This window comes from Marinobacter sp. C7, assembly GCF_022343555.1.
Classification (GTDB): domain Bacteria; phylum Pseudomonadota; class Gammaproteobacteria; order Pseudomonadales; family Oleiphilaceae; genus Marinobacter.
Genome location: NZ_JAKQZH010000004.1, coordinates 57,263 through 75,520 on the forward strand (window position 1 = coordinate 57,263; position 18,258 = coordinate 75,520).

At 59.0% G+C, this 18,258-nt stretch carries 13 protein-coding genes; 2 read left to right on the plus strand and 11 right to left on the minus strand.

The window, feature by feature from the left end:
- The first annotated feature begins 138 nt into the window (after nt 1-138).
- A complete protein-coding gene (gene ettA, locus MD273_RS16410; RefSeq protein WP_239038891.1) occupies nt 139-1,800 on the plus strand; it encodes an energy-dependent translational throttle protein EttA in 1,662 nt (553 codons plus the stop codon).
- Nucleotides 1,801-1,941: 141 nt separating this feature from the next.
- Nucleotides 1,942-3,318 (plus strand): DNA repair protein RadA, encoded by a 1,377-nt coding sequence (gene radA / locus MD273_RS16415; RefSeq protein WP_239038892.1) that lies wholly within the window; start codon nt 1,942-1,944, stop codon nt 3,316-3,318.
- Between the two features lie 147 nt (nt 3,319-3,465).
- Here radA and MD273_RS16420 read toward each other — a convergent pair whose 3' ends face one another.
- The 11 genes from MD273_RS16420 to MD273_RS16470 form a co-directional block, all read right to left on the minus strand.
- Nucleotides 3,466-3,837 carry a PilZ domain-containing protein gene (locus MD273_RS16420; RefSeq protein WP_239038893.1) on the minus strand — a complete coding sequence of 124 codons (372 nt, stop codon included), beginning with the start codon at nt 3,835-3,837 and terminating at the stop codon, nt 3,466-3,468.
- Nucleotides 3,838-3,985: 148 nt separating this feature from the next.
- On the minus strand, nt 3,986-5,050 hold the full coding sequence (gene hemE / locus MD273_RS16425) for a uroporphyrinogen decarboxylase (RefSeq protein WP_239038894.1): 1,065 nt from the start codon (nt 5,048-5,050) through the stop codon (nt 3,986-3,988).
- A gap of 228 nt (nt 5,051-5,278) precedes the next feature.
- Entirely contained in the window at nt 5,279-6,697 is a 1,419-nt protein-coding gene (locus MD273_RS16430; protein WP_239038981.1) for a glutamate synthase small subunit GltD family protein, read from the minus strand.
- A 78-nt stretch (nt 6,698-6,775) separates the two neighbouring features.
- Nucleotides 6,776-11,224, minus strand: a complete 4,449-nt coding sequence (gene gltB, locus MD273_RS16435; RefSeq protein ID WP_239038895.1) for a glutamate synthase large subunit — start codon at nt 11,222-11,224, stop codon at nt 6,776-6,778.
- Nucleotides 11,225-11,453: 229 nt separating this feature from the next.
- The gene (aroB, locus tag MD273_RS16440; RefSeq protein ID WP_239038896.1) at nt 11,454-12,542 is read right to left on the minus strand and encodes a 3-dehydroquinate synthase; all 1,089 of its coding nucleotides are present in this window, start codon (nt 12,540-12,542) and stop codon (nt 11,454-11,456) included.
- On the minus strand, nt 12,535-13,101 hold the full coding sequence (gene aroK / locus MD273_RS16445) for a shikimate kinase AroK (RefSeq protein WP_239038897.1): 567 nt from the start codon (nt 13,099-13,101) through the stop codon (nt 12,535-12,537). Before aroK ends, aroB begins: the two co-directional genes overlap by 8 nt.
- 89 nt (nt 13,102-13,190) lie before the next feature.
- A complete protein-coding gene (locus tag MD273_RS16450; protein ID WP_239038898.1) occupies nt 13,191-15,251 on the minus strand; it encodes a type IV pilus secretin PilQ in 2,061 nt (686 codons plus the stop codon).
- Nucleotides 15,252-15,316: 65 nt separating this feature from the next.
- A complete protein-coding gene (locus MD273_RS16455) occupies nt 15,317-15,865 on the minus strand; it encodes a pilus assembly protein PilP (protein ID WP_239038899.1) in 549 nt (182 codons plus the stop codon).
- 2 nt (nt 15,866-15,867) lie between these two features.
- The gene (locus MD273_RS16460; protein WP_239038900.1) at nt 15,868-16,479 is read right to left on the minus strand and encodes a type IV pilus inner membrane component PilO; all 612 of its coding nucleotides are present in this window, start codon (nt 16,477-16,479) and stop codon (nt 15,868-15,870) included.
- Complete coding sequence (locus tag MD273_RS16465) at nt 16,479-17,042, minus strand: PilN domain-containing protein (RefSeq protein ID WP_239038901.1); 564 nt, start codon at nt 17,040-17,042, stop codon at nt 16,479-16,481. Before MD273_RS16465 ends, MD273_RS16460 begins: the two co-directional genes overlap by 1 nt.
- On the minus strand, nt 17,042-18,106 hold the full coding sequence (locus MD273_RS16470; protein ID WP_239038902.1) for a pilus assembly protein PilM: 1,065 nt from the start codon (nt 18,104-18,106) through the stop codon (nt 17,042-17,044). The genes MD273_RS16465 and MD273_RS16470 overlap by 1 nt, the downstream gene beginning before the upstream one ends.
- Nucleotides 18,107-18,258 lie beyond the last annotated feature (152 nt).

The following is an 18,258-nucleotide window of genomic DNA, read 5'->3' on the forward strand; positions in this document are numbered from 1 at the left end:
AACCGTCCGCAGATACCGTCACATCGCAATCTTCGGTTTCTCCTCAATTGCTATAGCGAGCCTGTTTCGCTACCTTACGTGGCTAATCTGCAAGTAACCTTTTATTACCTCCGAATTTAACAGAGGACACAGCCAGTTATGGCCCAGTACGTATACACCATGAACCGCGTGGGCAAGGTGGTTCCGCCCAAGCGTGAAATTCTCAAGGACATTTCCCTGAGCTTCTTCCCGGGCGCCAAGATCGGCGTACTGGGTCTGAACGGTGCCGGTAAATCCACCCTGCTGCGTATTATGGCGGGCGTGGACCAGGATTACATCGGCGAAGCCCGCCCTCAGCCGGGCATCAACGTCGGTTACCTGCCACAGGAACCGGAGCTGGACGAAGACAAGACTGTCAAGGAAATCGTCGATGAGGCGGTCGCCGGCGTCCATGACGCCCTGGCAGAACTGGACCAGGTCTACGCCGCCTACGCCGAGCCGGACGCCGACTTCGACGCCCTGGCCAAGAAACAGGGTGAACTGGAAGCCTACATCCAGGCCACCGATGGCCACGACATCGAACGCAAGATGGAAGTCGCCGCCGATGCGTTGCGCCTCCCGCCCTGGGACCAGAAAGTGAACGTGCTGTCCGGTGGTGAACGCCGCCGCGTCGCGCTGTGCCGCCTGCTGCTGTCCGGCCCGGATATGCTGCTGCTCGACGAGCCCACCAACCACCTGGATGCCGAATCCGTAGCCTGGCTCGAGCGCTTCCTGCACGACTACGAAGGCACCGTGGTTGCCATTACCCACGACCGCTACTTCCTGGACAACGTCGCCGGCTGGATCCTCGAACTGGACCGTGGCCACGGCATCCCGTTCGAAGGCAACTACAGCCAGTGGCTGGAGAACAAGGAGAAGCGCCTGGAGATGGAGGCCAAGCAGGAGGCGTCCCACCAGAAGGCCATCAAGCAGGAACTGGAGTGGGTTCGCAGTAACGCCAAGGGCCGCCAGTCCAAGAGCAAGGCCCGTCTGGCCCGCTTCGAGGAGATGAGCTCCCAGGAGTTCCAGAAGCGCAACGAGACCAACGAGCTGTATATCCCGCCCGGACCGCGGCTGGGTAACAAGGTCATTGAAGTGGACGGCATCAGCAAGTCCTTCGATGACCGTCTGCTGTACGAAGACGTCTCCTTCAGCGTACCGCCGGGCGCCATCGTGGGCATCATCGGTGGTAACGGTGCCGGTAAATCCACCCTGTTCAAAATGCTGGCCGGCTACGACCAGCCCGATTCCGGCAACATCACCATCGGTGAGACGGTGGATATCGCCTATGTCGACCAGATGCGTGATCTGGACGGCAGCAAGACCGTGTGGGAAGAACTCTCCGATGGCCAGGACATTATCAAGGTCGGCAACTACGAGACGCCGTCACGGGCCTACGTGGGCCGCTTCAACTTCAAGGGCAGCGACCAGCAGAAGCGGGTTGGCGATCTGTCCGGCGGTGAGCGTAACCGCCTGCACCTGGCCAAGCTGCTGAAACAGGGCGGCAACGTTCTGCTTCTGGACGAACCCACCAACGACCTGGACGTGGAAACCCTCCGCGCCCTGGAAGAAGCCCTGCTGAATTTCCCGGGCTCCGCGCTGGTCATCTCGCACGACCGCTGGTTCCTGGACCGGGTGGCCACGCACATCCTGGCGTTCGAGGATGATGGTGAAGTGGTCTACTTCGACGGTAACTTCACCGAGTACGACGAGGACTTCAAGAAGCGCAAGGGCGATTCTGCGATGCAGCCGAAGCGGATGAAGTATAAGAAGCTGGCCTGAGGGTGAGTGAAGGTGGGGTCTGAAGAAGGCTTTCTTCAGACCCCGGAGATATCGAAGGCCAGCGTGAAAATGGGGTCAGATGAAAGCTTTCATCTGACCCCGTCTTTACCGATCACCCTCCCTTTCTTCCAGGAATCCCCCATGGCCAAAGCAAAAACCGCCTTTGTCTGCACCGAGTGCGGCGCCGATTACTCCAAGTGGCAAGGCCAGTGCACTGCCTGCCAGGCCTGGAACACCGTCAGCGAGGTGCGCGGCATCAGCAACAATGCCAAAGGTGCCCGCGGCGCTCGCTTCGAGGGCTTTGCCGGCAGTCTGTCCGCAGTCCAGAGCCTGGACGATGTCAGTCTGGCCGAGCAGCCGCGTATCAGCTCCGGCATGCAGGAGTTCGACCGGGTACTCGGCGGTGGCCTGGTGGAGGGCTCAGCGGTGTTGATGGGCGGCCACCCGGGGGCGGGCAAGAGTACCCTGCTGCTTCAGGCGGTCTGCCATCTGGCCGAAAGCGTTCCGGCACTCTATGTCACCGGTGAGGAATCGCTGCAGCAGGTGGCCATGCGCGCAAAACGCCTTGGCCTGCCTACCCGGGATCTGAAGATGCTGTCTGAAACCAGCGTGGAGCGGGTCATGCAGGTCGCCGAGGCCGAGAAGCCGAAAATCCTGGTGGTAGACAGTATCCAGGTGATGCATGTGGCGGATATCGAATCCGCTCCGGGCTCGGTATCACAGGTCCGGGAGAGTGCCGCGTTCCTCACCCGCTTTGCCAAACAGACCGGCACCATCCTGTTCCTGGTCGGTCACGTCACCAAGGACGGCAGCCTGGCGGGGCCGAAGGTACTGGAGCACATGATCGACTGCTCGATCCTGCTGGAGGGTTCCAGCGACAGTCGTTACCGCACCCTGCGAGGCATCAAGAACCGCTTTGGTGCTGTCAACGAGCTGGGCGTGTTCGCCATGTTGGAGCAAGGCCTTAAAGAGGTGAAGAACCCCAGCGCCATCTTCCTGAACCGGGGAGAGGAGGCTGCGCCCGGGAGTGTTGTCATGGTGGTCTGGGAAGGCACCCGGCCGATGCTGGTTGAAATCCAGGCCCTGGTCGACATGGCCCAGGGTGGTTATCCGAGGCGTGTTGCCGTCGGTCTGGACCAGAACCGGCTGGCCATGCTGCTGGCCGTGCTGCATCGTCATGGCGGCATGCATGTGTCGGATCAGGATGTTTTCGTCAACGTGGTGGGCGGCGTCAAGGTCAACGAGACCAGTGCCGATCTGGCTCTGCTGGCCGCCATTGTGTCTTCTTTCCGTGACCGTGCCCTGCCCCAGGATCTGGTGATCTTCGGGGAGGTGGGCCTGTCCGGCGAAATTCGCCCGGTGCCCAGCGGGCAGGAACGGATCTACGAGGCGGCCAAGCATGGCTTTACCCGGGCCCTGGTGCCCAAGGCCAATGTGCCGCGAAAGCCGGTTGAGGGGATGAAGGTGGTGCCGGTGGCGAAGCTGAGTGATGCGCTGGCGGCGTTGGAGGAGTTTTAGGTCTGAAGGAGGGGTCAGATGAAAGCTTTCATCTGACCCCGGAGCTAACTTTCAGAGCCTGGGGTGGTTGGAGCATGGGGTCAGATGAAGGTTTACATCAGACCCCTGAGTTACGTCAGGCCGCCTGAATTACGTCCGACCTCGTTTTCAATTACCGACCAATCTTGCAAACTCCCGTTGCAACAGAGTCGGGTCCCCCAGATTCAATTCCACCAGTCGCTTGAGATGGGTAGCACTCTCCAGGTCAATGTACTGGCAACTGAACCCCAGCCGCTGCTCATCCACGTGCCGCAATTCCACCGCCATGACAATCGCTGTCGAGTGATCGTCCAGGTGGATCACCACTTCACAAGGCTGCCTGAGCGGCGCTGACCAGTCCCCTGGCCGCCTGACCAGCACACCCTTCATGGAGATATCAAGTACCTCGGTGCGCCAGACGTTGTCCTGCCAGTGCAGTTCGCAGGGGGCGTCGAATTCTATTCGCTGGAATCGGCGTTTGTCGGGGGCGTGCGCGGACAAGCGGTTACTCCTGTTATCGGTTTTTTATATGACCATAGTCCCGACACGGTGATCCCGCCAGCCGTGAAAGACGAACATGGGGTCAGATGAAAGCTTTCATCTGACCCCATGTTCACCGGCTAACCGCGAGAGCCGGCATGCAAACACGTTACTGGTGGTATTGAGGGCTCAGCTCGACAACCGCCTCGATAAAGGCTCCGGCATGCTCCGGATCCACATCCGGGGTGATGCCATGGCCGAGGTTGAAGATATGGCCGGCTCCGGAACCATAGCGGCGCAGAATGTCCGCGACTTCCTGACGGATCCGTTCTTTGGGGGCATACAGCATGGCCGGGTCCATATTGCCCTGCAGAGCAACGCGGTCACCAATCCGGGCCCTGGCGTTGCCAATATCGGTAGTCCAGTCCAGACCGACGGCATCACAACCGGAATCGGCAATGGTCTCGAGCCATTGGCCACCGTTCTTGGTAAACAGGATCACCGGAACCCGCCGGCCGTCACTCTCGCGAATCAAACCGTCGACAATCTTCTTCATGTAACGGAGCGAGAATTCCTCGTAGGCCCAGCTGCTCAGCACACCACCCCAGGTATCGAAGATCTGCACGGCCTGGGCGCCGGCCTTGATCTGGCCGTTCAGGTAGTCAATCACCGCGTTCGCCAGATGATCCAGCAGGCGATGCATCACCTCCGGCTGGCCATACATCAGCTTTTTCGCCTCGCGGAAATCCTTGGAGGAACCCCCCTCGATCATGTAAGTCGCCAGGGTCCAGGGGCTACCAGAGAAACCAATCAGCGGAACACGGCCGCCCAGCGCGGAGCGGATTGTGGACACGGCGTTCATGACGTAGTCGAGGTCCACTTCCGGGTTCATCGCCGGCAGCGCATCGACATCCGCCGCCGAACGGATGGTGTGCTTGAACTTGGGCCCTTCCCCGGTCTCGAAATACAGCCCCAGTCCGAGCGCATCCGGAATGGTCAGGATATCGGAGAACAGGATTGCGGCGTCCAGGGGGTAACGCTCCAGGGGCTGCAGTGTCACCTCGCAGGCCAGCTCGGTATTCTTGCACAGACTGAGAAAATCACCGGCCTTGGCCCGGGTGGCACGGTACTCCGGCAGATAACGGCCGGCCTGGCGCATCATCCATACCGGGGTACGGTCTACGGGCTGGCGCATCAGGGCACGCAGGAAACGGTCATTTTTCAGCTCGGTCATGGGAACTCCTGGCCTGGGTATCGAATTTTCTGGGGTGCAATGATACGCGGTTTGGGGGAATTGGGAAGGCATGAAAAAGGGGCGGAAGAACGCGTTCTTCCGCCCCCTCTTGGAGAATGTCGCTAACTTGGGGTCAGAAGAAGGTTTTCTTCAGACCCCTGAGGGGTGAAGGCGGGGGCAGATGAAATCCTTCATATGACCCCGTGTTTGCCACCCCGAGCAAGCGCCTCAGACATCCAGGTAGTCGAGGATACCTTCGGCGGCCTGGCGACCTTCCCAGATGGCAGTGACCACCAGGTCGGAACCCCGGACCATGTCGCCGCCGGCGAAGATCTTCGGGTTGCTGGTCTGGAAGGCAAAATCCGCTTCCTCCGGCGCGGTCACACGGCCGGAATCGTCGGTATCAATCTTCTGCTCATCGAACCAGTCCGCCGGACTCGGGCGGAAACCAAAGGCGACCAGAACGGCGTCGGCCGGAATCACTTCCTCACTACCGGGCACCACTTCCGGGCGCCGGCGGCCATTCTCGTCGGGTTCACCAAGCTGGGTCTGGACCACTTTCACGCCTTCGACACGGTCTTCACCAATGATCGCGATCGGCTGACGGTTGAACAGGAACTTCACCCCTTCTTCCTTGGCATTGGCCACCTCACGGCGGGAACCCGGCATGTTGGCCTCGTCCCGGCGATAGGCACAGGTCACGCTCTCAGCCTGCTGACGGATGGAGGTGCGGTTACAGTCCATGGCGGTGTCACCACCACCAAGTACCACGACCCGCTTGCCCTTCATGTCGATAAAATCTGCCGGATCCTTCTCGAAACCCAGGCGACGGTTGACGTTGGACACCAGGAACGGCAGGGCATCATAAACGCCCGGCAGGTTCTCACCCGGGAATCCGCCCTTCATGTAGGTATAGGTGCCCATACCCATGAAGACCGCATCGTATTCATCGATGATGTCCTTGAGCTGGACATCCTTACCGACTTCGGTGGACAGACGGAATTCCACGCCCATCTCCTCGAAGACTTCCCGGCGACGGGACATCACGGACTTTTCCAGCTTGAACTCGGGGATACCGAAGGTCAGCAGGCCGCCGATCTCCGGGTACCGATCGAATACCACCGGCTTGACGCCGTTACGCACGAGAATATCGGCACACCCCAGGCCGGCGGGGCCCGCCCCGATCACTGCAACCTTCCTGTCGGTCCACTTCACCCGGGACATATCGGGCTTCCAGCCCAGGGCAAAGGCGGTATCGGTAATGTACTTCTCAACGGAACCGATGGTGACCGCTCCGAAACCGTCATTCAGGGTACAGGCCCCCTCGCACAGACGGTCCTGCGGGCACACCCGGCCACAGACTTCCGGCAGGGAGTTGGTCTGATGACACAGCTCCACCGCCTTCATGATGTTGCCCTCAGAGACCAGCTTCAGCCAGTTGGGGATATAGTTGTGTACCGGGCACTTCCACTCGCAGTACGGGTTGCCGCACTCAAGGCATCGATGGGCCTGGGTTGCGGCATTGTCCGCCGTGAACGGGTGGTAGATTTCACCAAACTCTTTCTTCCGTTTCTTGGCCGGAACCTTCTTGGGGTCGATCCGCCCAACTTCGACAAACTGGAAGTCGTTACTCAGTCGTTCTTTCATCATGATGCTCTCATCAGCTCAATTTCGACCGGGGCGCCGGACCCGCCGCGCACCCCTAAACCTCTTCGAACCGGGCGGTTACTCCGGGCGCGCCCGGGTACTGGCCAGCAGGCTGCGCAGGTTCGCCGCCTTGGGCTTTACCAGCCAGAAACGGCCGATGTAGTCGTCAAAATTCTCAAGAATGTGCTCCGCCCACTCACTGCCGGTTTCCGAGATATGTTCACGGATGACACCACGCAGGTGGTTGCGGTAGGACTCCATGTCCTCGCTGGAAATACGCTGAATCTCTACCAGCTCGTGGTTGTATTTGTCCACGAAGGTATTGTGCTGATCCAGTACGTAGGCAAATCCGCCGGTCATACCGGCACCGAAGTTGTGCCCGGTGTTACCCAACACGGTTACCAGCCCGCCGGTCATGTATTCACAGCAGTGATCACCCGCACCCTCTACCACGGCATGGGCACCGGAGTTACGGACCGCGAAACGCTCACCGGCGGTACCAGCGGCAAACAGCTTGCCTCCGGTTGCACCGTACAGGCAGGTATTGCCCATGATGGAGGTTTCCTGGCTCTTGAACCCACTGTTACGGGGCGGCTTGATCACCAGCTTGCCACCGGTCATGCCCTTGCCCACGTAATCGTTGGCATCGCCTTCGAGGATCAGGTTAAGACCGCCCACGTTCCAGACACCGAAGCTCTGGCCGGCGGTACCGGTCAGGTCCAGCGTGATCGGGGCATCAACCATACCCTGGTTGCCATGCCGCTCGGCAATCTCGCCGGACAGTCGGGCACCGATCGACCGGTCGCAGTTGGTCACCCGGTAGGACCAGGCGCCACCGGACTTGTTCTCGATGGCGGCGGCGGTGTCCTTCACCATCTGTTCAGCCAGCACGCCACGGTCAAACGGATGGTTCCGGTCCACCTGGCAAGTCTGGGGCTTGTCCGCAGGGATGCTGTCATTCTCCAGCAGGCGGGTTAGATCCAGCTTCTTCTGCCGTTCCGTGTCACCCGGCAGACGCTCCAGCAGATCGACACGACCGACCAGCTCTTCCAGGCTACGCACACCCAGCCGGGCCATCCACTCGCGGGTTTCCTCCGCCACGAAGCGGAAGAAGTTCATGGCCATTTCCACCGTGCCCTTGAAGTGCTCTTCCCGGAGGTGATCATTCTGGGTTGCGACACCGGTGGCGCAGTTGTTCAGATGGCAGATCCGCAGGTACTTACAGCCCAGTGCCACCATCGGTGTGGTACCGAAGCCGAAGCTCTCGGCACCGAGGATGGCACCCTTGACCACATCCAGGCCGGTCTTGATGCCGCCGTCGGTCTGCAGCCGGATCTTGCCGCGCAGGTCGTTGGCGCGCAGCGCCTGCTGGGTTTCCGTCAGGCCCAGCTCCCAGGGGGAGCCGGCGTAACGGATGGAAGTCAGCGGACTGGCCGCGGTGCCGCCGTCGTAGCCGGACACCGTGATCAGATCGGCATAGGCCTTGGCAACACCGGCCGCAATGGTACCGACACCAGGCTCGGAGACCAGCTTAACGGAAACCAGCGCTTCCGGGTTGACCTGCTTGAGGTCGAAAATCAGCTGTGCCAGATCCTCGATGGAGTAAATATCGTGGTGCGGCGGCGGAGAAATCAGCGTGACGCCGGGCACGGAATACCGCAGGCGCGCAATCAGGTCGTTGACCTTGCCACCCGGCAGCTGGCCACCCTCACCCGGCTTGGCACCCTGAGCCACCTTGATCTGCATGACATCGGCGCTACGCAGGTACTCGGCAGTTACGCCAAAACGACCGGACGCCACCTGCTTGATCTTCGAACGCTTTTCAGTGCCGTACCGGACCGGGTCCTCACCACCCTCACCGGAGTTAGAACGCCCGCCAAGGGTGTTCATGGCCACCGCCAGGGCTTCATGGGCCTCCGGAGAAAGGGCCCCGAGGGACATCGCCGCGGAGTCGAAGCGGGGGAAGATGTTCTCGACCGGCTCGACCTCGGAAATATCGACCGGCTCGAGGTCGCTACGGAACGTGAGCAGGTCCCGGAGGGTTGCCACCGGGCGCTCGTTGACCAGGCCGGCGTACTCCTTGTAGTGACCGTATTCGCCACTGGTCACGGCCTCCTGCAACTTACCCACGACGTCCGGGTTAAAGGCATGGTATTCCTGGCCGTGAACGTACTTGAGCAGACCACCCTGGGACAGTGGCTTTCGCGCCTTCCAGGCAACAGATGCCAGTTTTTCCTGGTCTTCCTGGAAGTCGATGAAGCCCGCCCCCTGAATTCGGCTCGGTACACCCTTGAAGCAAAGATCCACGACCTCATCGGCCAGACCGATAGCCTCGAACAGCTGGGCGCCACGGTAGGAGGTGATGGTGGAGATGCCCATCTTGGACAGGATCTTCAACAGCCCCTTGTTGATGCCTTTGCGATAGTTGTTCTTGGCGTCGATCGGGTCAATCAGCACTTCCCCGGTGCGGATCAGGTCATTCAGAACCTGGTAGGACAGGTACGGATAGACTGCCGTGGCGCCAAAACCAAAGAGCACAGCAAAGTGGTGCGGATCCCGCGCCCAGCCGGTTTCAACGATGATGTTGGAGTCACAGCGCAAGCCCTTGTTGACCAGGTGGTGATGAACAGCACCGGTTGCCATCAGGGCATTCACCGGAAGCTCACCCTCTTTCAGGTCCTTGTCGGTCAGGATCAGCAGCACTTTACCGTCACGTACCGCCTGCTCGGCACGATCGCACACGTCGCGAACGGCCTGCTCCAGCCCCAGCTCCGGACGGTAGCTCATGGGAATCCGTGCCACCTCGAAACCCGGCCGGTCATTATTGCTGATACGGAGGAACTTGGCCGGTGAAAGCACCGGTGTGGTCAGGATGATCCGGTCAGCATGGTCAGCCGTTTCCTCGAAAACATTTCGCTCCGCCCCGAGACAGGTCTCGAGGGACATAACGATGGCCTCACGCAGCGGGTCAATCGGCGGGTTGGTCACCTGGGCGAACTTCTGGCGGAAATAGTCCGCCACATGACGCACCTTGCTGGACAGCACGGCCATGGGCGTGTCGTCACCCATGGAGCCCACGGCCTCCTGACCGTTTTCAGCCAGCGGACGGAGCACCTGATCACGCTCTTCGAAGGAGATGTTGAACATCTTCTGGTGCACCAGGAGCTCGTCGGAATCCATCAGTTTGAATTCCGGGGTGTCCTGGTTCAGGGTGGTTTCCACGCGCAGGGCATTTTCACGCAGCCAGCGCTTGTACGGCTGTGCGGTTTTCAGGCGCTGGTCAATGTCACTGGTATGCAGGACCTCACCGGATTCGGTATCGATCGCCAGCATCTGCCCCGGGCCGACACGCCCTTTAGCGACGACATCATCCGGCTCATAGCCGTAGGTGCCAATCTCGGAAGCCAGAGTGATGAAATCATCCTTGGTAATGACCCAACGGGCCGGACGAAGGCCGTTGCGATCGAGCATGCACAAGGCATAGCGGCCATCCGACATTACCAGCCCGGCCGGTCCGTCCCACGGCTCCATGTGCATGGAGTTGTACTCGTAGAAGGCACGCAGCTCGGAGTCCATGGTATCAACGTTCTGCCAGGCGGGCGGAATCATCATACGCACGGCGCGGAACAGGTCGACGCCACCGGCCAACAGCACCTCGAGCATGTTGTCCATGCTGGACGAGTCTGAACCGGTCAGGTTGACCAATGGCTGCAGGGTCTGGAGATCCGGCAGGTCCGGTGAGCTGAACTTCGCAGCGCGGGCAATGGCCCAGTTCCGGTTGCCGTCAATGGTGTTTATCTCACCATTGTGGGCCAGGTAACGGAACGGCTGGGCCAGCGGCCACTTGGGCATCGTGTTGGTGGAGAACCGCTGGTGGAAAACGCAAATAGCGGTTTGCAGGTCCGGATCACCCAGATCCTTGTAGAAGTTAGCCAGATCCGCCGGCATCATCAGGCCTTTGTAGGCCAGCGTGCGGTGGGACAGACTGCAGATGTAGAACTCGGAATCATCTGCCATGTCTCGTTCGGCGTGACGGCGGCCAATGAACAGGCTGATCGAGAATTCTTTCTCGGCTTTTCCGGCCGGCACCACAAAAACCTGCTCGATTCTGGGCAGACAATCCAATGCCATTGGCCCCAGGCAGCTGTCATCGACCGGCACTTCACGCCAGCCCATAACCTCAAGGCCTTGCTCTGTGAGACGCTTTTCAAGCGCTGCACGACCGGCAGCAGCCTTGTTTTCATCCGGGTTCAGGAACACCTGCCCTACCGCAAACAAGTCCCCTGGCTCCTTGCCGAAGGCAGCCTTGGCGGCTTTCTTGAGAAATGCATCCGGGCTCTGGATCAGGAGGCCACAACCATCGCCTGTCTTTCCGTCTGCAGCGATACCACCGCGGTGGGTCATGCAGGTCAGCGACTCGATGGCAGTTTGCAACAACTTGTGACTGGCCTCGCCCTTCATGTGGGCAATGAGACCGAATCCACAGTTGTCCCTGAATTCATCGGGATGATACAAACCTGTCATCATAAGCGTTCTCTCGCGTAGAAATGCTTTTCAATCAGAAACATGCGCACCGATTTGGTGCATAAACGTACTGACACTGAAAAAAGGGGCCGGCTATTTTACACACGTAGAACTACGTATTCAAACCAGCCTAAAGTTTAGGGGAGAGCAAGGGCATTGCAATAGCGCAGATAGATTTATGTAAAATGCCCGATTTAAAGCTCCAGTATAAGCGGACCCTGGCGAAACAGGATCACTGGCAGAATGCGTCGAGGGTCGCTAAGAGGTTATCTTTTCGGGTATCGGCGGTCACAAAGGCGTCTCCGATACTGCGCAGCAAGACCAGACGGAGATTGCCATCCACGTTTTTCTTGTCGACCGCCATCAGACGCATGAAATCCTCGGGCGTCATTCCTTCCGGAGGCATTTCGGGAAGCCCGGCACTCAGGATAATACCAAGCGTCCGACGATAGTCTTCACTGGATATCATCCCCTCCCGCGCCGAGAGATCAGCCGCCATGATCATGCCAGTTCCCACGGCCTCGCCATGGAGCCAGTTTCCGTAGCCAGAGAAGGTTTCAATCGCGTGGCCAAAGGTATGACCAAGGTTGAGAATGGCTCGCAGCCCACCCTCTCTTTCATCAAGTGCCACAACTTCCGCCTTGCAGGCACAGGAGCGGTAGATCGCCTCCGCGAGCGCACCCGCCTCCAGCCCGACAAGAGCCTCCATATTTCCTTCGAGCCAGCCCAGAAACTCTTTATCCCGGATCAGTCCGTATTTGATCACCTCTGCCAGCCCCGCGGACACTTCCCGTGGCGGCAGGGTTTGCAGCGTATCCGTATCAATCAGAACAATCTGAGGCTGGTGAAATGCCCCGATCATGTTCTTGCCAAGCGGGTGATTGATCCCGGTCTTGCCGCCGACAGAGGAGTCAACCTGGGACAGCAGTGTCGTCGGCACCTGGATAAACGGAACCCCTCTCTGGTAGCAGGCTGCGGCAAACCCGGCCATATCACCCACTACGCCACCACCGAGAGCCACCAGCGTCGTCTTGCGACTGTGCCGATGCTCCAGCAATGCATCGAAAATCCGGTTGAGTGTCTGCCAGTCCTTGAACTTTTCCCCGTCGGGAAGCACGACCGTATCGACCTGCTTGCCCGGAAAACAGCCCCGGACTTTATCCAGGTACAGGGGAGCGACCGTATCGTTGGTCACGATCATGACCTGGGAACCAACCACGTAAGGGGAAAGATCAGCCTCACCCAACAACCCTGAACCGATACGGATCGGATAGCTGCGCTCACCAAGATCAACGGTGAGCTCCCGGAATATCTCAGACATGGTTGCGACCTTCCTTACGCACCTGGCGCCGATGCCGTGGCGTTCTGGGGTTAATGCGATTGATCAGCTGCCGGACAACAAGCCGTGGACTCTTACGGTCCGTATGCATCACAACGTCTGCCAGCTGCCGGTAAATCGGGTCCCGGATTTCAAACAGTCGACGCAAAACCCCTTCGGGATCGTCATTCTGCAGAAGCGGCCGGTTCCTGTCTTTGCGGGTACGCTCAACCTGCTGGTCGATCGAGGTCTTGAGGTAAATCACGATCGAGTCCCGCTTCAGCAACGGATGGTTTTCGGGGCGCATTACTGCGCCACCACCGGTAGCAAGTACGGTTTGAGGCTCAGCAGAAAGTTCCCGGAGCATGGCGGTCTCCCGCTGCCGGAACCCATCTTCGCCCTCAACATCAAAAATCCACGGGATATTGGCGCCGCACCGCTCTTCGATAATCCGGTCGGTATCAAGAAAACGGTAGCCCAGCTCCCGGGCCAGCATGCGACCGATGGTACTTTTCCCGGCGCCCATCGGGCCAACCAGAACAATGCGTTTGGGCAAAGACATAACTTCCGCTCAACAGGTTTCAGGCGGGTGAGAATATCACAAAAAAAGCCGCCGGTTTTACGCGGCGGCTTTTGACTTCGGCAGGACGGTTACCGGAGCAGATCGCTCTTGATGATTTTCGGTGTGATGAAAATCAGCAATTCACTGCGCTCGTCGATGTGCTCGGTCCGCTTGAACAGCCGGCCCAGGTAGGGAATATCTCCAAGGAACGGCGTCTTGGTGACCTGGGTGGCAACCTCGGACTGGAAGATGCCGCCGAGAACAACCGTTTCACCGTTGCCTACCAGCACCTGAGTCGTTACCTCATTGGTGTTGATGGACGGAATACCGGCAGTGACCTCGCCACGGGAATCCTGATTCACCACCAGATCCATTATGATCTTGTCATCCGGAGTGATCTGCGGCGTTACCTCCAGGGACAGCACCGCCTCCTTGAAAGATACCGAGGTGGCGCCACTGGAGGAGGCCTCCTGGTAAGGGATTTCCTCACCGGATTTGATGGACGCGGTCTGACGGTCTGCCGTCACAACGCGCGGCTGGGAAACCACCTCGGCCTGACCATCGCTTTCCAGGGCGGACAGCTCCAAATCTACCAGGAAGTCGTCACTGCCCCAGCCTATAGCGAACGAGGAAGCGCCCTCGCCAGTCACGCCCAGGTCCACGGCCAGCGCTCCCGGGAACGTGATCGTGCTGTCGGTGCCGGATGCAGCATCCCGGGCCTCCTGCAGGGTTCCCTGGGAACCACCGATGGTGAACACATTGTCGCCACTCACATCGTAGGCTGCACCACCCCAGCGAATGCCGAGGTTCTCCGCGACGTTGGTCTGGGCACGGACGATGCGCGCTTCAATGGACACCTGACGCACCGGCACATCCCACGTAGACACCAACCGGCGGATCTCCTCGAGCTTCTCGGAGGTCTCACGCACGCTGATGGTATTGGTGCGCACATCCGAGGACACGAAGCCGCGATCCGAGATCAGCTCTTCGTCGGCCTTGATCAGCTCGACGATGTCACCCGCCTTGGCGTAGTTGACCTGGATGATGTCGAGGCGAACCGGCGCCAGCTCGGCGATCTGTTTGGTGGTTTCAAGCTCCAGCTTCTCCCGGGCCGCAATTTCGTCGGCAGGAGCAACCAGCAGCACGTTACCGATCTGACGCTTGTCCAGCCCCTTGGTCTTGAGAATCAGATCCAGGGCCTGGTCCCAGGGAACATTCTGCAGGCGCAGGGTAATGCTGCCGCTCACGGTATCACTGGCAACCAGGTTCAGGCCGGTGAAGTCGGCGATCAGCTGCAGCACCGAACGAACTTCAATGTCCTGGAAGTTCAGGGACAGTTTTTCGCCGGTGTACGGGAATTTCTCTTCCCGGCGCGCTTCCGCTTCCTGCTCGGTCAGTTTCTCCACACTTACGGTGAACTCGCTGCCGGACTGGTAAGCGATGTAGTCGTAATTACCCTCGGGGCGGATCTCGACCACGGCGTTGCCGTCTTCGGTGTAGGTGTCGATGCGGGTTACCGGGGTCGCGAAATCGGTAACGTCCAGTCGACGGCGCAGGTTCTCCGGAACCGACAGCTCTGGCATGGTGAGACGGATTCGGCCGCCGAGTTCGGACAGATCCACCGGAGTGCTGCTGGAACCAAGATCGATAATGACACGGCCTTCACCGTCTTTGCCCCGGCGGAAGTCCACACCTGCCAGGGTATTGGGAGCGGTGCGCGAGGAAGTGGCCTGAGCGGCAGTACTGCTGCCCGCAGATGCCTGAACCGAACCCTCGCCCCCAATCGTCATGACCAGGGCATTATCGCGGCGAACCGTGTCGTAAGGCACCAGCTCAACCAGGTTGAAAATCAGGCGCGTGCGGTCGGGCGTCTCCACGACCGTCATGCTCTGGGCATTGCCTCCTCCCAGAGGGATGCTGCGACTGTCCAGACCGCTGGTGGTACCCCGCAGATCCACCGCAATACGAGCCGGGCGCTCAATGGTGTAGCCGGAGGGCTCGGGCGGCTGCCCGTCAAACTGGAGAGTAACTTCCAGGCGTTCTCCCGGCAGCGAGGAAAACGACACGTCTTCCAGCGTGACCGCATTGGCCAGGCCGGATAACAACCCCAAAGCAATCACGCCAACGTATACATTGAGTTTTTTGAACATCGCTAGCCTCGACCCCAAACCTTTTTGTTCGTGCATGTTTCTTTCAAATTTCATTGTGCCGCCCCTCAGCCTTGTTCCTCATCCAGAGACAGGGAACGAGGACGCTCGACCCATCCGCCCGAGCCATTCGGAACGATTTCGATCAGTTCCAGGCGTGTTTCGCTGACCCCCACAATCCGGCCGTAGTTCCGACCCATGTAATTGCCAGCGCGAACACGGTGAATACCGCCGGAGCTATCCCGGATCAGCGCGAACAGGTTTCCGGTCGGGCCCTGGAGGGTACCCACCATACTGAGCTCTTTCAGATCAAAGTTCTCCAGAACCTCGCGCGGCCGATCCAGATCCGGCTCGACATCACTGACAGGCTGGTCGTCCACCATGGTCAGCTGGACATCCACCGGCGGCTCAAAAGGCGCACGGCGATCTGCCGCCGAATAGGTAAACGCCTCATACGCTTTGAATTCGGGCAGAGGCTCCACGTGCCCCCGGGGCTTGGCCCGGGTTTCTGCCATGAACTGATCCAGATCCGAAAAACCGCTGTCCTGGGTGCAGGCTGTCAACAAGGACACCAGACACACTCCCAGCCAGGCCTTACCTGCATGCTTTGCTGCCATGCTCACTCTCCAGCCCGGTAGCGGTAAGTACGAGCGACAACCTGCATATCAAGCTGTTCTCCATCTCCGCCTGTTGGTTTGATGGTTAGATCGTGCAGGGTCACGATCCGCGGAAGACTCGCGACACTGCTCACAAATGACGCCAACTCGTGATAGGTGCCGGATACCCGGATATTGATAGGCAACTCGGCATAGAAATCACGCTGTTGTTCCGGCTGCAGTTTGATTTCCTGCAACGCCAGTCCGCTGCCAAGCGCGGTATTGGTAATATCCTCGAGCAGACCGGGCACCTCGGTTTCACTGGGCAACTGACGTACCAGCGCACCAAAGGTTTCCTCCATTTCCGCCATCTGTGCCTTGAACACATCGAGGTTGGCCACCTGATAGGCCTTTTCCTCGTATTTCTTGCGCAGCTCCTGCTCGGTTTTCTGAACCCGCTCGAGCTGGGCATACTGATCCTTGACGAAAAACCAGTAACCGCCACCGACGATCAGTCCGAATACAATCAGGGCAACAATGACCTTGACGGGTGTCGGCCAGATGCCGGCATTGTTGAGGTCCAGATCATTGACATCAAATTCATTGAGGCTTTTGAGAGAGTCCGCGAGGCTCATTACTTATCCTCCCCTTCGGGCTCGGGGGTTTTCTGTTTCACAGACAGGTTGAACTGGCTGTATCCGGCGCGGCGCTGGTCGGCGGCTGCGACATTGGAGAGGTTGGGATCGGCGAACCAGTCAGACTTCTCGAAGTCACGCATCAGGGTGGAAATGCGGCTGTTGGACTCGGCCATCCCCACGATCTGGATATTGTCCCCGGTTTTCTTCAGGTCGGTGTAGAACAGGCCGTCCGGCAGGGTTTTTACCAGCTCATCGAATACGCGGACAATCACCGGACGCTTGCCCTGCAGGTCCTGGATGACCTGCATCCGCGCCAGCAACTCGTCACGCTTGCGCTTCAGGTTCTCGATCTCCTTGATCTGGGCATCGAGCTTTTTCGAGGCTGTCTCTATGTATGCGTTGCGGGACTGCTGGTAGGCAATCCGGTTGTCCATATCGGTTTTCCAGAGAAACACACTACCTGCGCCAATAATGGCAGCCAACAGGATCATGGCCACAAACTGCTTTTGCTTCTCGGCGCGCAGTTCTTCCCGCCAGGGTCTGAGGTTAATCTTTGCCATCAGTCGAAGCTCCTCATTGCCAGGCCACATGCAATCATCAGTGAAGGTGCATCATTACTGAGTGCAGATGCGTTCACCCGGGACCCCACGGCCATATCAGCAAACGGGTTCGCCACCAATGCTGGTGTGCCGGTCTTTTCCTCCACCATTTCAATCAGACCCTGAATCGACGCAGTACCACCGGCAAGAACCACGTAATCCACAGCGTTATACTGGCTGGCTCCGAAGAAGAACTGGAGCGCCCGGGCAACCTGCTGAACCACCGCTTCACGGAAAGGCGTCAGCACCTCGGATTCATAATCATCAGGCAGGCCGCCCTGTTTCTTGGCCAGACCCGCCTCTTCCAGCGACAACCCGTAGCGGCGCTGGATTTCTTCTGTCAGCTGTTTGCCGCCAAAGATCTGTTCGCGGGTGTATACGGTGACGCCGCCTGCAAGCACGCTGAGCGTGGTCATGGTCGCGCCGATATCGACGATGGCGACCACCAGCTCCTCACCCTGGGAATCCAGCTGCGGCTCGATCAGGGCGTATGCACGCTCAAGCGCATAGGCTTCCACGTCCACGATCTTTGTGGTGAGGCCCGCAATCTCCAGCGCATCTTCCCGGATATCGACGTTTTCCTTGCGGCAGGCTGCCAGCAGCACGTCAACCTGGTCGGGATTGGTCTCGGACGGACCCTGGACTTCAAAGTCGATGGCAACTTCATCCAGGGGATAGGGAATGTACTGGTCAGCCTCCAGAGCGATCTGATCTTCCATCTCGAACTCATTGAGACCGCCATCCATCTGGATCAGCTTGGTTATCACGGCAGAGCCTGAAACGGCTACCGCAACCTGCTTCAGACTGGTACGTGACTTGGACGCTACCCGCTTGAGAACTTCGCCGACTGCTTCCACATCCGTGATGTTCTTTTCAACCACGGCATTCGCTGGCAACGGCTCCACAGCGTAGCTTTCTACCTTGTATCGGCCGCCCTGCTTCGACAGCTCCAGAAGTTTGACCGAGCTGGAACTTACATCCACGCCCAGCACTGCACTGGATTTCTTTCCAAACAATCCGAACACGCGCTCACCCTATACCTGGTTACATGCACCCGGTTAAATAACTTATGTGTTTTTTATGTAAGAGAATTTCTTCAGTTTTCCGTCTACAATGCCTGTTCTTCTTCTTGAGATGCATTGCTTAACAGCGAAGTGAGTTACTCTTCCTAAAGCAA

Bases quoted from the DNA above. Each gene is read 5' to 3' on its own strand.
- radA (WP_239038892.1), top strand. From the start codon at position 1,942: ATGGCCAAAGCAAAAACCGCCTTTGTCTGCACCGAGTGCGGCGCCGAT.
- MD273_RS16455 (WP_239038899.1), bottom strand. From the start codon at position 15,865: ATGGCAGCAAAGCATGCAGGTAAGGCCTGGCTGGGAGTGTGTCTGGTG.
- hemE (WP_239038894.1), bottom strand. From the start codon at position 5,050: ATGACCGAGCTGAAAAATGACCGTTTCCTGCGTGCCCTGATGCGCCAG.
- MD273_RS16450 (WP_239038898.1), bottom strand. From the start codon at position 15,251: ATGTTCAAAAAACTCAATGTATACGTTGGCGTGATTGCTTTGGGGTTG.
- gltB (WP_239038895.1), bottom strand. From the start codon at position 11,224: ATGATGACAGGTTTGTATCATCCCGATGAATTCAGGGACAACTGTGGA.
- aroB (WP_239038896.1), bottom strand. From the start codon at position 12,542: ATGTCTGAGATATTCCGGGAGCTCACCGTTGATCTTGGTGAGCGCAGC.
- MD273_RS16430 (WP_239038981.1), bottom strand. From the start codon at position 6,697: ATGAAAGAACGACTGAGTAACGACTTCCAGTTTGTCGAAGTTGGGCGG.
- aroK (WP_239038897.1), bottom strand. From the start codon at position 13,101: ATGTCTTTGCCCAAACGCATTGTTCTGGTTGGCCCGATGGGCGCCGGG.
- MD273_RS16460 (WP_239038900.1), bottom strand. From the start codon at position 16,479: ATGAGCCTCGCGGACTCTCTCAAAAGCCTCAATGAATTTGATGTCAAT.
- ettA (WP_239038891.1), top strand. From the start codon at position 139: ATGGCCCAGTACGTATACACCATGAACCGCGTGGGCAAGGTGGTTCCG.
- MD273_RS16465 (WP_239038901.1), bottom strand. From the start codon at position 17,042: ATGGCAAAGATTAACCTCAGACCCTGGCGGGAAGAACTGCGCGCCGAG.